Here is a 14153-nt window from a genome sequence, read left to right on the forward strand (position 1 = left end):
GCAGCGATCTGGCACAACAACAAGACCGGCGCACCCGTCACCCGGTCACTGATCGCCTACGACCACTGACCGGGATATCGGAACTACTCGTCTAGTGGCCGGTGCGGGCGCGAGCCGCTCCGTTGTCGCGAACCGGCTGAGAAGCGGCTCCCCTCCGTGGTGCAATCGGGTCATGTGCGCGATCTTGACCGCCGGCACCGTGTGCCCGGGCCCGCGGTAGCGGCCGGTGCTGGGCAACGATCGGGGCGCGCCCGCGGCACTGCGCCCGGTGCTCGCGGCCGCCGACCGGATGCGCACCAGTCTGCGGCTCGCCACGCTGGTGCTGGTCCTGATGATCCCCGGCGTCGCGGCCACGTACGGCTACGTGCGCGAGGCTGACTCGAAGATCGACTTCAGCGCCGCCGAGCGGGACGGCCTGGTGGTCGTCCGTCCGGCGCTGCTGGCCCTCGCCGAGGCGGTGGCGGGCCGGCAGCCGGACCTCGGCGCGGTGCGCTCCGCCGTGGCCTCCCGGCCGTCGCTGCACCTCGGTGAGGCCCTCGGCGCGGTGCCCGGCTCCGCGGGGGACTCGCCGGCCGGGCGCCTCGCCCTCGCCACCGGGCTGGCGGCCCTGGTCACCGAGGCCGGCAACCGGTCGAACCTGATCCTCGACCCGGACCTGGACTCCTTCTACGTGATGGACGCCCAGATCGTGCAGCTGCCGAAGGCGCTGGTGGCCGCCGCGAAGGCCGCCGCCGCCGGCCAGGGCGGCGGGAACAGCGCCGTCGCCGACCAGGCCGTCCGCGCCGGCGAGCTGTCCGGGGCCGCCGACAGCCTGCGCAACGACGTCACGACCGCCGCCGCGAACACCGCGATGGGCGGGCTCGCCGACCGGCTGGGCGCTGTCGTCCGGGCGGCGGACGTGCTGGCGGCGCTGGCGAAGAACCTCACCGACACGCTCGCCAACCCGGGCCCCGCCGACGTCACGGCGGCGGCCACCGCCCTGCGCGACGCCGTGGGACCGCTGGTCGAGGTGCTCGACGACCTGCTCACCACCCGCGTCGGGGGCTTCACCCGGGAGCGGCTCGTGGTACTGGCCATCACGATCGGCGGGTTCGTGCTTGCCGCGTGGTTCGCCGTGGGGGTGCTCTGGCGTACCCGGCACGACGTGGCGCTGGCCGTCGGCGGCGTCAGCGCCCTCGCCGACGGCGACCTGGGCGAGCGGGCGGTCCCCGCCGGCCGCGACGAGCTGGGCGATCTCGGCCAGGCGCTCGACACGGCGCGGACCCGGATGGCGGCGCAGGAGGACCGGCTGCGCGACGCCGCGGCCGTCCGGGAGGAGCAGCACCGGCTCAGCTTCCAGCACCAGAAGCAGGCCGAGCTGCGGCTGCGGGAACGCGCGCAGGCGATCATCGACGAGTCCACCTCGGTGATCTCCGAGGAGCTGCACCGGGTCACCGAGCAGGTCGGCGAGGTGAGCCGCGCGGCCGGCACGATCGACAGCGGCATCGCGGCCACCGACGAGGCGACCGCCGCCGCGGTGGACCACGCCCGGCAGGCCGAGGCCGTCATCGGGTCGCTGGAGCAGAGCCTGCGCCGGGTCGCGTCGACCGCCGAGCTGGTGCAGGGCATCGCCGCGCAGACCCGGCTGCTCGCCCTCAACGCGACGATCGAGGCGGCCCGCGCCGGCGAGCTGGGTCAGGGCTTCACTGTCGTCGCCGACGAGGTCAAGGAGCTGGCCACCAGCACCTCCCGGTCCACGGAGCAGATCACCGGCACCATCGCGGAGCTGGAGCGCGACACCGCCCGGATGGCGGAGGCGATCGCCGCGATGGTGACCGGCATCGGCAGCGTCGGTGCCGCCGCCACCTCGCTGCGCGCCGTCGCCGCCGACCAGAGTGCGGTGGTCGGCCGGCTCACCGACGGCATGGGCCGGACCATCGGCCGGGTCGAGGAGATGTCCGGCCTGGCCGCCCAGATCGAGCGCCGCCGGTCGGAGCGGGTCCGGGTCTCCGGCACGGTACGCCTGCGCGGCCGCACCGGCGACGCGGTCGAGGCGGAGCTGATCGACGTGAACGCCACCGGCCTGCGGGTGCGGTGCGCGCCCGGCGCGCTGGCCGCCGGCGACCTGGTCGACGTCGACGGGTTCGGCCACCCGGACCAGCCGATCCCGGTACGGGCCCGCGTCGACAACGTCGGCCACGGCGACCGGGAGGGCGAGGCCGGGCTGCAGCTCATGATCACCGAGGCCGGCACGGGCGAGCGGATCGACCGCTACCTGGCCGACCTCACCGGCGAGAGCGTCTCAGCACCGCCAACCGGCTGAGGACCGGCACGGTCCCGTGGTGGAATCGGAGCATGCGGATGGCGCCCGGTTTCCTGCGCCCGATGCGTACCGGTCCGCGGCTCGCCACGGTGGTGCTGCTCCTCGCCGTCCCCGCGGTCCTGGCCTGCTACAGCGGTCTGCGCCGGGGACAGGCCGCCGTGCCGGCCCTGACGGGTGCCGGCCTGGTGGTCGCCGCCGGGTACGCAGCCGCGACGACCCGGCGCATGCGCGGGGACACGGCCCGTGCCGTCGCGGCGATCCGGGCGCTGGCCGAGGACGGCGGGCCGGACCTGCCGGTGCCGCAGGGCCCCGGCGAGCTGGGCGACATCGGCCGGGCGCTCGCCGGGACGCGGACCCTGCTGCGCGCCCGCGCGGAGCGGCAGCGCGAGATCCGTACCGGGCGGGAGGAGCAGTTCCAGATCGGGTTCCAGCACCAGAAGCAGGCCGAGCGGCGGCTGCGGGAACGCGCCCAGGAGATCATCGACGAGTCCACCTCGGTCATCGCGGAGGAGCTGCGGCTGGTCACCGAGCAGGTCGGCGCCGTACGCCGGGCCGCCGACACGATCGACGGCGGCATCGCGGCCACCGACGCGGCGACCTCCGCGGTGGTGGACCACGCGCGCCGCGCCGAGGAGGTGATCGCCGAGCTCGAGCGGAGCCTGCGCGGGGTCGCCGACACCGCCCAGCTGGTCCGCGGCATCGCCGGCCAGACCCGGCTGCTCGCCCTCAACGCCACGATCGAGGCGGCCCGCGCCGGGGAGCTGGGTCTGGGTTTCACCGTCGTCGCCGACGAGGTCAAGCAGCTGGCCACCAGCACGGCCGACTCCACCGAGCAGATCACCGGGACCATCGCCGAGCTGGAGCGCGACACCGCCCGGATGGCCGGGGCGATCGCCGCGATGGTCGCCGGGATCGGCAGCGTGGGGGAGGCCGCCACCTCGTTGCGGGCCGTCGCCAGCGATCAGGGCACGGTGGTCGGCCGGCTCACCGAGCGGATGGGCCGGACCATCGGCCGGGTCGAGGACATGTCCGGCCTGGCCGCGCAGCTGGAACGGCGCCAGTCCCGGCGGGTGGACGCGAGCGGCACGGTGCGCCTGCACCGGCGCGGCAGCGAACCGGTGGACGCGGCGCTGATCGACGTGAGCACCGGCGGGCTACGGGTGCGTCCGGCGGCGGCCGACCTGGCCGCGGGGGACATGGTCGAAGTGGAGGGGCTGGGCGTCCCCGGCGAGCCGATCGAGGTGCTGGCCCGGATCGAGAGCCTGGGCATCGGCGCGGCGGGTGACGAGGCGGGGCTCCAGCTGATGATCACCGACGGGGCGACGGCCGAGCGGCTGGAGCGCTACCTCGACCACCTCAACCATACGGGGTGAACGTACGGACGTACCGACGTTGGAACGGTGTTTCCACGGCGTGCCGGTCGTAACGCTCGCGGACGTAGGCGACGGCCTCCGCGGGCGGCACCCCGTCGAGGATCGCCAGGCAGGCCAGGGCCGTCCCGGTGCGTCCCCGCCCGCCGCCGCAGGCGACCTCCACCCGCGCGGCGCCGGCCCGCTCCCACGCGTCCCGCAGCACCGCCGCCGCGAGCTTCCGGTCGGCGGGCAGGCGGAAGTCGGGCCAGCGCACCCAGCGGCTCTCCCACGCCACGGGCGGGGGAGCGGCGCCGAGCAGGTAGACGCCGAACCGCGGCTCGGGACCCGCCGGAAGGGGTCTGCGCAGGCCCCGGCCGCGCACGAGCCGGCCGGACGGCAGCGCCAGCACGCCGGGCGCCGCCGGGTCCCACGGCCGATCTGGTTCGCCAGTCATCACGGGTCCCACTATGCTCGTACCGTGCCCAGCATCAACCGCGAGCGACGCCGGATCAGAACCCTCCGGTTGAGCTGACACGTGTCCTCCACCGGCGGGTCGCCCGCCGGTGTCGCAGGTTCCCCGTGGCTCCCGGCCGGCCCGCCTTCCCGCGTACCGTCGATGGGTCTGCCATGAATCTCGAAGCTCTGCTCTCCGCGCGGCTCGCCCCCGCGCTCGCCGAGGTCGCGCACGCGGCCGTCGACCCCGCCGTGCGGCGCTCGCAGCATGCCGACTTCCAGTCCGGGGCCGTCCTGCCGCTCGCGCGCGGGCTCGGCCGGTCCCCCCGCGAGCTCGCCGAGGCGGTGACCGCCCGCGCCGACCTGGCCGGGGTCGCGCACGCCGAGGTGTCCGGGCCCGGCTTCGTCAACCTGACCGTCGCCGACGAGCTGATCGCGGCGGCGCTGACCGACGTGGCCGGCGACGCGCGGCTCGGCGTGCCGCAGACGAAACAGCCGCGGACCGTGGTGCTCGACTACTCGGCGCCGAACATCGCCAAGGAGCTGACCGTCGGGCACCTGCGCTCGACGGTGATCGGCGACGCGCTCGCCCGTACGCTCGAATGGCTCGGCCACGACGTGATCCGCGCCAACCACGTCGGCGACTGGGGAACCGCCTTCGGGATGCTCATCGAGCACCTGCTCGACGAGGGGGCCACCGGCGTGTCCCGGGCCGCCGACCTGACCGCGTTCTACCAGGCGGCACGGGCCAAGTTCGACGCCGACGAGGACTTCCGGGACCGGGCGCGGCTGCGGGTCGTGCGGTTGCAGTCCGGCGACGAGGAGACGCTCGGGTTGTGGCGCTCGCTGGTCGCCGAGTCGCGGCGGTACCTGCTCTCGGCGTACGAAAGGCTCGGGGTGACCCTCACCGAGGCCGACTTCGCGGGCGAGAGCGGCTACAACGACCAGCTCGCGTCGGTGGTCGACGAGCTGGACGCCAAGGGCCTGCTGGTGGCGAGCGACGGCGCGCTGTGCGTGTTCCCGGAGGGTTTCACGGGTCGCGACGGCGGGCCGCTCCCGCTGATCGTGCGCAAGAGCGACGGCGGATTCGGGTACGCGGCCACCGACCTCGCCGCCCTCCGCCACCGGACCCGCGTCCTCGGCGCCACCCGGCTGCTCTATGTCGTCGGCGCCCCGCAGCGGACCCACTTCGCGATGGTGTTCGCGGTGGCCGCCGCGGCCGGCTGGCTGCCCGAGGGCGTGAGTGCCGAGCACGTGCCGTTCGGCTCGATCCTCGGCACCGACGGCAGGATGTTCCGCACCCGCTCGGGCGACTCGGTCAAGCTCGCCGCCCTGCTCGACGAGGCGGTGACCCGGGCGTCGGCGCTGGCGCCCGACCCGGCCGTGGCCGCCGCGGTCGGCGTCGGGGCGATCAAGTACGCCGACCTGGCCGGCGACCGCCGGTCCGACTACGTCTTCGACTGGGACCGGATGCTCGCCCTGACCGGCAACACCGGGCCCTACCTGCAGTACGCGTACGCCCGCATCCGCTCCATCCTCGACCGGGCCGGCGCGTTCCGCCCGGCGGTGCGGATCACCCACCCGGCCGAGCGGGCGCTGGCCCTGGAGCTGCTCTCCTTCGAGCCGGTGGTGGAGTCCGTCGCCGCCACCCTCGAGCCGCACCGGCTGGCCGGCTACCTGTACGGCCTGGCGTCGCTCTACAGCACCTTCTACGAGCAGTGCCCGGTGCTGAAGGCGGAGGACGGCGTACGCGAGAGCCGGTTGTCGCTCTGCCTGCTCACCGGGCGCACCCTGCGGCGCGGCCTCGACCTGCTGGGGATCGCCACGCCCGCGCACCTGTGAGCGTCAGGACGGCCGCCCCTCCTCCTTCATGACGCCGAGCAGGGGCGGGTTCGTGCCGGCCGGGTCCCAGGTCGGCCCGATGGCCCGGGACCAGGCCGGCCGTCCGAAGCCCGGCCAGATCCGCTGGGTCAGCGCCCGGGTGGCGTGCACCCGCTCGTTGGCCCGGCGGCGCCGCTCGGCGAGCACGGCGCTCAGGAACATCCACGACGGCACTCCGGGCGGGACCGGCTGGCCGATCTTCTCGCTCACCTCGGCGGCGAGGCCGTGCGCGAACCGCCCGTTCATCGGCTGCCGGATCTCGGCGGCGCGGGCCAGGTAGTGCCGCGCGGCCAGGGCCAGGTCGTCGTCGAGGTTGGTCAGGTCCAGGGCGGCGGCCCAGGCGCCCAGCCCCGGCGGCATCGCGGGCACCCAGCCCCACGGCGCCGGCGCCCGCTCGTGGATCACGAACGTGCCCGCGGCCAGGTCGCCGAGGCGCCGGCCCTGCGGCGAGAAGAGCATCGTGGTCAGCGCGACCGCCCAGGTGAACGGCGGGAACAGCAGGCCGGGCCATTCCACGGCGGCGCCGACCAGGCTGCGCACGAGGGCGTGCCGGACCCGGATCGGGCCGCCGTCCTCCCGGACGACCCGCAGGCCCATGGCCCGCTTGCCCAGGCTGCGGCCGTTGCTCAGGGTCTCGGCGACGGTCGGGTACGCGATGAAGGCGAGGATCACCGACGTGGTCGCGATGGCCTCGATCAACGCCTCGTCGACGGCGTCGCCGAGCAGCTGGGCGGAGAGCGCCCCGCTCAGGCTGAAGATCAGCAGGCCGAGCACCACCTGGACGACCATGTCGAGCAGCAGCGCCAGGCCCCGCGAGCCGATCCGGGCGTGCCGCACGTCGACCTCGACGGCCTCGCCGTTGACGAGCTGCTCGCCGTTCCCGCCGGTCGCCGGCACCGCCACAGTCATGCCGATAGTTAACCCGATGGCCCGCCCGATACGCTGCGCCGGTGGACCTGGACGCGTACGTCAGCGAGCGCCGCGGGGAGTGGAACCGGCTCGACGCGCTGACCCGCCGCCGCAAGCTGACGGCCGCCGAGGCCGACGAGCTGGTGCTGCTCTACCAGCGCGCGGCCACCCACCTGTCGGTGGTCCGCAGCCACTCGCCCGACCCGATCCTGCTCGCCACGCTGTCCCAGCTCGTCATCGCGGCCCGGTCCGCGGTCACCGGCGGCCGGCGCTTCTCGTGGCGCCCGGTGGCCCGCTTCTTCACCACCACCCTGCCGGTGGAGCTCTACCGCTCCCGGCGCTGGTGGCTCGCCGTGACGGTGCTGAACGTGCTGGTCGCCGGCGGGCTGATGGCGTATTTCGCGGCCCACCCGGAGATCATCGCCACCTTCGTCCCGCCCGCGGTCAGCGAGCAGTACGCCGGCGAGGACTTCGTCCGCTACTACAGCGAATACCAGGCGCAGAACTTCGCGGCCAACGTGTGGACGCACAACGCGATGATCGCCGGGCAGTGCCTCGCCTCGGGCGTGCTGATCGTGCCGGTCCTCTGGATCCTCGCCCAGAACACCTTCGACCTGGGCCTGACCGGCGCGCTGATGATGAACGCGGGCGAGGGCGAGACTTTCTTCGTCTACATCCTTCCGCACGGCTTCCTCGAGCTGACGGCCATCTTCGTGGCGGCCGGCGTCGGCCTGCGCATCGGCTGGGCCTGGATCGCCCCGGGCCCGCACCGCACCCGCGGCCGGGCACTGGCGGAACGCGCCCGCGCCGGCATGCTGGTCGCGCTCGGCCTGGTCGTCATGCTCCTGGTCTCCGGCATCCTGGAGGCGTACGTGACCCCGTCGGGCTGGCCGGACCCGGTCCGCATCGGCATCGGCCTGGCGGTCTGGCTCGCCTTCCTCGGGTACGCCCTGGGCCTCGGCGCCGCGGCCGACCGCCGGGGCGAGAGCACGGACCTCGCCCCGGAGCACACCACCGCCGAGGTGCCGACGGCCTGAGCGGCGCCTCAGCGGCGGCCGGTGAGGGCCCAGGCGGCGGGCAGGAGGCCGGCCGCCAGCGCCGCCTTGACCGCGTCGCCGAGCAGGAACGGCACCAGGCCCTTCTCCACCGTCTGGGCGAACGTCAGGTCGGCGTACAGCCCGAGCCAGGTCATGCCGACGCCGTAGATGATGAGCTCGGCGAGGAGCATCGCCGGCAGGGAGCGCAGGATCGTGCGGTCGGCGCCGCGCTCGGCCAGTGCGCCCGCGGCGGTCGCGGCGAGGAGGAAGCCGGCGATGTAGCCGAACGACGCGCCGGCGTAGCCGCTGCCGCCGCCCGCGAACCACGGCACGCCCGCCACGCCGAGGGCCGCGTACAGGGCGATGGTGGTGGCCGCGCGCTTCCAGCCGTAGGCGGCGCCGATGAGCAGCACGCCCAGCGTCTGCCCGGTGATCGGCACCGGTGTGCCCGGGAGGTGCACCGCGATCTGCGCGAGCAGGCCGACGAAGCCGGCGCCGCCGGCGACCAGGAGGACGTCACGGGCGAGCGCGCCCGGGATCAGGTCGGCGAGCACGAGCGGGCGCGGCTGACGTAGCGTGGCTGCCTGCGACATGGGGGATCCTCCGAAGGGCGGTGGGCGTGGCCCGAAATTATCAAGCTCCCGGGCCCGGAGCCGTCGTGCACGTCACACCGGCGGCGTTCCTGGAGGGCGAGTGGACCGTGCGCCGCGTGATCCTCGATCACCGGGCCGGGGCCGAGGGGTCGTTCACCGGCCGGGCGCGCTTCACCCGCGAGCCGGGCGGGACGCTGCGCTACGCCGAGGAGGGCGAGGTCAGCATCGGTGAGCACCGTGGACCGGCCACGCGTGAGCTGACATACCAACAATGCGACGATGGTACGGTGGACGTACGGTTTGCGGACGGCCGCGCCTTCTACCGGCTCGACCTGGACGGCGACCGCTGGCACGCCACGCACCCGTGCGACCCGGACCACTACACGGTCACCGGGCGGATCACCGGGCCGGACGGCTTCACCGAGCACTGGCACGCCGTCGGCCCCCGCAAGGACTACGAGCTGGCCACCACGTACGCGAGGGTCACAGCCGGCCCGCCGCCTTCAGCATGAGATAGACGTCGGAGACCTTCGAGGCGAAGGTCTCCCGCGGCTCGTCGACCACGATCACGCCCTGCTGGCCGAGCAGGGCCCGGACCCGGTCGCGTTCGGCCAGCGCCAGCTCGGCCGCCGCCGCCAGGTGCACCTCCTCGGCGGTCGCGCCGGTGCCGGGCAGGTGGGCGAGCCGGGCGGTCTCCGGGTCGCGGACGCTGGCCAGCACCACCCGGTGCTTGGTGGTCAGCCGCGACAGGATCGGCAGCAGCCCCTCGACGATCGGCGCGGCGTCCAGCGCCGAGAAGATCACCACCAGGGCCCGCTTGTGGTCGCGGCGCAGCAGATCGCCGGCGACCAGCCCGAAGTCCGTCTCCACCAGGGCCGGTTCCAGGGCGGCCATCGAGCTGATCAGGCGGGGCAGCCGGGTGCGGTGGCCGCCACCCTCGACCTTCGCGCGGACGGCCGTGTCCACCGCCAGCATGTCGACGCGGTCGTCCGCCTTCGACGCCAGCACCGCCAGCAGCAGCGCCGCGTCGATGGCGGCGTCCAGCCGGGGCTCGTCGCCGATCCGCGCCGCCGACGTGCGGCCGGTGTCCAGCACGCAGACCACCCGGCGGTCACGCTCGGGGCGCCAGGTGCGGACCACCACGTCATGCGTACGCGCGGAAGCCCGCCAGTCGATCGAGCGCACGTCGTCGCCGATCACGTACTCGCGCAGCACGTCGAACTCGGTGCCCTGCCCCCGCCCGCGGGTGACCACCGCGCCGTCGAAGATGCGCAGCTTGGCGAGCTTCTCCGGCAGCAGCCGCCGCGACGGGAAGCGCGGCAGCACCCGCAGCGACCACTTCGGCGTCACGGCCCCGTTCCACCGCTGCGACCGCTGCCGGTAGGCGAGCCCCAGCGGCCCGTACGAGCGCAGCGTCACCCGCACCGCGGCCCGGTCGCCGTGCCGCGTCGGCGTGAGCGTGGTCGTGACCCGCTGCTCCTCGCCGCCGAGCAGGTTCAGCCGGTGCTCGGTGTGGTCCGCGCCCGCCGACGGCACCCAGCGGTCGCGCAGCCGCAGCCACATCGGCCGCCGCGCGGTGTTGCCGACGGTCAGCGTGGTCGTCGCCGTGTCGCCGAGCCACACCGTCTCGTCGCCCTCGCGCCGCAGCGTGACGCCGGTGAGCGGGGCGGCGACCAGCACGTCCAGCACCGCCGCGCCGCTCGCCAGCCCGAGTACCGCCAGGGTCAGCAGCCACGGCGACGGCAGCAGCGCCGGCAGCGGTACGCCGAGCGCCAGCAGCAGCGCGAAGCGCCTGGTGACCACGACCGGCTCAGCGGGGCGCGGGCACGGCGCCGAGAACGGACCGCAGCACCGAGTCGGTGGTGACGCCGTCCAGCTCCGCCTCGGCGCGCAGCCGCACCCGGTGCCGCAGGACGGGGATCGCGAACGCCTTCACGTCGTCCGGGATGACGTACTCGCGGCCGCTCAGCCAGGCGCGGGCCTTCGCCACGGCCAGCAGCGCGGTGGTGCCCCGCGGGGACGCGCCCAGCTCCAGCGCCGGCGACACCCGGGTGGCACGGCACAGGTCGACCATGTACTCCAGCACCGGCTCGGCCACGGCTACGCGGCGTACGGCCTCGCGGCCGGCGGCCAGGTCGGCGGCGGAGGCCACCGGGCCCACGCCGGCGGCCTTGAGGTCGCGGGGGTCGAAGCCGTGGTGGTGCGCGCGCAGCACGCCCAGCTCCTCCTCCCGCTCCGGCAGCGGCACCGCCAGCTTCAGCAGGAACCGGTCGAGCTGCGCCTCCGGCAACGGGTACGTGCCCTCGTACTCGATCGGGTTCTGGGTGGCCACCACGATGAACGGCTCGGGCAGCCGGCGGGACTCGCCGTCGGTGCTGACCGTGCGCTCCTCCATCGCCTCGAGCAGCGCCGCCTGGGTCTTCGGCGGCGTCCGGTTAATCTCGTCGGCGAGCAGCAGGTTCGTGAAGATCGGGCCGGGCCGGAAGTTGAAGGCGGCCGAGCGCGCGTCGTAGATCAGCGAGCCGGTCACGTCGCCCGGCATCAGGTCGGGGGTGAACTGGACCCGCTTGGTGTCGACGTCCAGCGCCGCCGCCATCGCCCGCACCAGCAGCGTCTTCGCGACGCCGGGCACGCCCTCGAGCAGCACGTGGCCGCCGCAGAGCAGGGCGATGACCACGCCACTCACCACCGCGTCCTGGCCGACGACCGCCTTGGCGACCTCGGTCCGCAGGCGCTGCAACGCGTCGCGGGCCGCGAGGGCCTCCACGGATACCGAAGACGTCACGTCACATTCCCCTCGTCCGGTGCCTGCTGCCAGTTCTGCTGCCCGGTCACGTGCCGGACCAGGTCCTGCACGGCCGTCGCGGCGCGGACCAGCTCCTCGTCGCTGTCCTCGACCCCGCCGCCCAGCAGGTGCCGCACGTCGTCCTCCGGCACCCCCGTGTACGCCGCCACCCGCGCGGCGAGCGGATCGATCGGCGTGTCCGGGGGCAGGCCGAAGTGGTCGAGGAGCCGCGCCCGCGCCGCCGACTGTACGGTCGCCAGCGACGTGCCGCGCGCACCCGCCCGCCGGTAGAGGCCGCCGAGCCCGCGCACGGTCTCCGCCGCCCGCACCCGCACCGGCAGCGGCTCGGCCACCGGGGCGCCCAGCCGCCGCGCCGAGGCCAGGACCAGCGCGACCGCCGCCAGCACCAGCAGCGCGAGGGTCGCCCACACCGCCGGCGGGAACGCCTGGGCCAGGGCGCTGTCGCCCAGGGCGCCGCCCTGCGAGCCGCCGTCGCCCTCGCCGTCCGGTGCCGGCGCGGGGGTCGGCTGCCCGGGGCCGTCGCCGCGCCCGCCGTCGTCCGTCCAGTCCTCGTAACCCTCGTCCTCCGGCTCACCGGGATCCGCCGGGCGGGTCGGCGTCGGCGTGGGCCGCGGCGCGCGTTCCCGCTCGTGCAGGTCCAGCCACACCACCCGGGGCGTCCGCGACAGCAGGCCCAGGGCCAGCCGCCGGTTGCCGTGCTCGTCGGCCCGGTCGTTGCGGAACGGGTCCGCGGCGCCGACCAGCGTCAGTTCGGCGTACCCGCGGGCCTGGAACTCTGCCACCCCGCCGCCGTAGCAGACCACCGGCTCGTACGCGCCGGCGTCGTACGTGCGGCGCAGCGCCGCGGCCGGGCCGGCGTCCGCGAACCCGGCGGCGCAGCCCGGCGGCGGCGCGGCGGCCGTCCAGCGCGGACCGCCGACCGGCACGTCCAGCCCGGCCTGCCGCAGGTCGGACTCGGTCGGCGCGACCATCACGACCCGCACCTGCGCCGGCAGCGTCACCAGCCGTTCCAGGTACGCCCGGTACACCAGCGCCGGCGCGGTCACGAAGACGGTGGCCGCCTCGCCGGAACCGACCGCGTCGAGCGCCTCCGGCGTGGTACGCCGCACGTCCACCACGATCCCCTCGCGGGCCAGCCCGTCGGCGAGCAGGCGCGCGCCCTCGCCCTCGTCGCTGGTGGGGGAGAGGAACGCGGCGTCGGTCGGGTCCGGCTGCTCCACGGCGTGCACGATGCCGGTGAAGGTGGCCAGGGCCAGGACGGCCGCCAGGGGCGCGACGAGGCGGAGCCTGCGGGGGTTCTTCACGGCGTACCGCCCGTCGTCATCCGGGTGCGGACCTCGCCGGTCAGGGTGCGCATGTGGTCGTCGTGGTCGCGGCCGGCCGGGCGGTCGCCGTACCAGATGTCGGAGAAGAGGTCGGTGGCGCCGGCGAGCGGGGCCGCGACGGCGGGACGCTGGGTGGCGGCCGTGACGGCGACCTCCGCGGCGGTGGTGCCGGGCAGCGGCGAGACCACGCCGGCCGCGGTCAGGTCGCCGACGATGTCCCGCAGCCGCTGCCGGATGGCCTCGGCGTACCGGCCCTCGGCGGCGAGCCGGTCGGCGAGCAGGGTGCCGTCGGGCAGCACCACGCTGGGCTCGAAGGCGGGGGCCGTCCGGGCCTTCTCCGTGCCCGCGGGCTTCTTCTTCCTTTTCCGCCGCCGCAACCGCGGCAGCCGCCAGCGCGGCAGCCGCAGCCGGGGCAGGCGCACCCGGGGGAACCGGCGCGGCACCCAGGCGGGGAACCAGTACCACAGCGCGCCGGCCACCGCGGCGGCCAGGAGCAGCAGCAGGAACAGCGACTGCGGCGAGATCCGGTCGAAGACGGACGCCGCGAACTCGTCCCAGGCCCGGGTCACGGCGCCCACACCAGGGCCGCGGCCGGGTCGTCGCCCCGGCTCCGGGCCCGGCTCACGGCGATGTCCAGCCCTTCCGTACGGATCCGCGTCTCCAGCAGCAGCACCGCGTCGACGCAGCCGAGCGCGGCGTACGCGACCGTGTTGCCCAGCGCCCACGCCACCGGCGTGAGCCAGGCCTGCCAGCCCGGTTCCCCGTCGGCGACCCACGCGAACACGGCCACCCAGCCGGCCCCGAGCACCACCCGCACGGCCAGCCACGTCACGTACGCGGCCAGCCGGGTCCACGCCGCCCGCATCCCGCCCCGCACGGCCAGCCCGGCGGCCCGCGCGAACAGCCCCGACCGGTCGATCACCAGGACGGCGCTGACCAGGCCGAACAACCCGTACACGAAGATCCACGCGACGAACCCGGCGAACGCCGACGCCCCGCACAGCACCCCGAAGACGCAGGCGGCGAGGAAGGTCGGCAGCGGCCGTACGCGCCGCCACAGCTCCCGCCCCCGCACCGACCGCCCGATCAACGCGGGCCCGGCGATGGCCGACGCGAGCGCCCCCAGCACGCAGATGATGAACCCCTCGGTGGCGAACCCGGCGGCCACCAGCACCCACCACGACCCGAAATTCTCCCGCGCGGGCCCGTACAGCGGCGGCGACGCGGAGGCGGCGGCCCGCAGCGGCAGCAGCAGCGCCTGCTCGACCGCGGCCAGCACCCCGGCGGTGACCAGCAGCGGCAGCGCCCGGGCCCGGAGCACCGTCATGGCGGCATCCACCAGCTCACCGAGCGTCATGGGACGCAGCGGCAGATCAGGCTGCGCGGACATGGCCGCGATCCTAGACGAGTAGTTCCGATATCCCGGTCAGTGGTCGTAGGCGATCAGTGACCGGGTGACGGGTGCGCCGGTCTTGTTGTTGTGCCAGATCGCTGC

Annotated in this window: 13 protein-coding genes; 5 read left to right on the forward strand and 8 right to left on the reverse strand. The window is 75.3% G+C overall.

Annotated features, from left to right (window positions below; genetic code table 11):
• Positions 1–226: 226 nt before the first annotated feature.
• Together CLV70_RS38070 and CLV70_RS38075 are read left to right on the forward strand one after the other, a co-directional pair.
• Positions 227–2302, forward strand: a complete 2076-nt coding sequence (locus CLV70_RS38070; RefSeq protein ID WP_106131476.1) for a methyl-accepting chemotaxis protein — start codon at positions 227–229, stop codon at positions 2300–2302.
• A gap of 32 nt (positions 2303–2334) precedes the next feature.
• Positions 2335–3675, forward strand: coding sequence for a methyl-accepting chemotaxis protein (locus CLV70_RS38075; RefSeq protein ID WP_146164337.1), 1341 nt, complete (start codon positions 2335–2337; stop codon positions 3673–3675).
• On the opposite strand, the gene CLV70_RS38080 is transcribed toward CLV70_RS38075, so the two are convergent.
• On the reverse strand, positions 3659–4108 hold the full coding sequence (locus CLV70_RS38080) for a phosphatase domain-containing protein (RefSeq protein WP_106131478.1): 450 nt from the start codon (positions 4106–4108) through the stop codon (positions 3659–3661). The genes CLV70_RS38075 and CLV70_RS38080 overlap by 17 nt on opposite strands.
• 173 nt (positions 4109–4281) lie before the next feature.
• Between CLV70_RS38080 and argS the strand changes: the two genes are divergently transcribed.
• Positions 4282–5949 (forward strand): arginine--tRNA ligase, encoded by a 1668-nt coding sequence (argS, locus tag CLV70_RS38085; RefSeq protein WP_106131479.1) that lies wholly within the window; start codon positions 4282–4284, stop codon positions 5947–5949.
• Positions 5950–5952: 3 nt separating this feature from the next.
• Here the strand turns inward: argS and CLV70_RS38090 are convergent, their stop codons facing one another.
• Positions 5953–6897, reverse strand: a complete 945-nt coding sequence (locus tag CLV70_RS38090) for an RDD family protein (RefSeq protein WP_106131480.1) — start codon at positions 6895–6897, stop codon at positions 5953–5955.
• Between the two features lie 41 nt (positions 6898–6938).
• Between CLV70_RS38090 and CLV70_RS38095 the strand changes: the two genes are divergently transcribed.
• Positions 6939–7934 carry a stage II sporulation protein M gene (locus CLV70_RS38095; RefSeq protein ID WP_106131481.1) on the forward strand — a complete coding sequence of 332 codons (996 nt, stop codon included), beginning with the start codon at positions 6939–6941 and terminating at the stop codon, positions 7932–7934.
• Between the two features lie 8 nt (positions 7935–7942).
• Here CLV70_RS38095 and CLV70_RS38100 read toward each other — a convergent pair whose 3' ends face one another.
• Positions 7943–8527 (reverse strand): biotin transporter BioY, encoded by a 585-nt coding sequence (locus CLV70_RS38100; protein WP_106131482.1) that lies wholly within the window; start codon positions 8525–8527, stop codon positions 7943–7945.
• 65 nt (positions 8528–8592) lie between these two features.
• Between CLV70_RS38100 and CLV70_RS38105 the strand changes: the two genes are divergently transcribed.
• Positions 8593–9039, forward strand: coding sequence for a DUF6314 family protein (locus CLV70_RS38105; protein WP_106131483.1), 447 nt, complete (start codon positions 8593–8595; stop codon positions 9037–9039).
• Here the strand turns inward: CLV70_RS38105 and CLV70_RS38110 are convergent.
• From CLV70_RS38110 to CLV70_RS38130, 5 genes are read right to left on the reverse strand one after another with little or no spacing between them, the layout of a single operon-like run.
• A complete protein-coding gene (locus CLV70_RS38110) occupies positions 9011–10330 on the reverse strand; it encodes a DUF58 domain-containing protein (protein ID WP_106131484.1) in 1320 nt (439 codons plus the stop codon). The two genes, CLV70_RS38105 and CLV70_RS38110, sit on opposite strands and share 29 nt — an antisense overlap.
• Before the next feature lie 7 nt (positions 10331–10337).
• Positions 10338–11312: an AAA family ATPase gene (locus CLV70_RS38115; protein WP_106131485.1), complete on the reverse strand. Its 975-nt coding sequence runs from the start codon at positions 11310–11312 to the stop codon at positions 10338–10340.
• Positions 11309–12637 carry a DUF4350 domain-containing protein gene (locus CLV70_RS38120; protein WP_106131486.1) on the reverse strand — a complete coding sequence of 443 codons (1329 nt, stop codon included), beginning with the start codon at positions 12635–12637 and terminating at the stop codon, positions 11309–11311. The genes CLV70_RS38115 and CLV70_RS38120 overlap by 4 nt, the downstream gene beginning before the upstream one ends.
• Complete coding sequence (locus tag CLV70_RS38125) at positions 12634–13227, reverse strand: DUF4129 domain-containing protein (RefSeq protein WP_106131488.1); 594 nt, start codon at positions 13225–13227, stop codon at positions 12634–12636. Before CLV70_RS38125 ends, CLV70_RS38120 begins: the two co-directional genes overlap by 4 nt.
• Positions 13224–14048, reverse strand: a complete 825-nt coding sequence (locus CLV70_RS38130; protein ID WP_146164338.1) for a hypothetical protein — start codon at positions 14046–14048, stop codon at positions 13224–13226. Before CLV70_RS38130 ends, CLV70_RS38125 begins: the two co-directional genes overlap by 4 nt.
• Positions 14049–14153: the final 105 nt, after the last annotated feature.

The organism is Pseudosporangium ferrugineum (assembly GCF_003002065.1).
Classification (GTDB): domain Bacteria; phylum Actinomycetota; class Actinomycetes; order Mycobacteriales; family Micromonosporaceae; genus Actinoplanes; species Actinoplanes ferrugineus_A.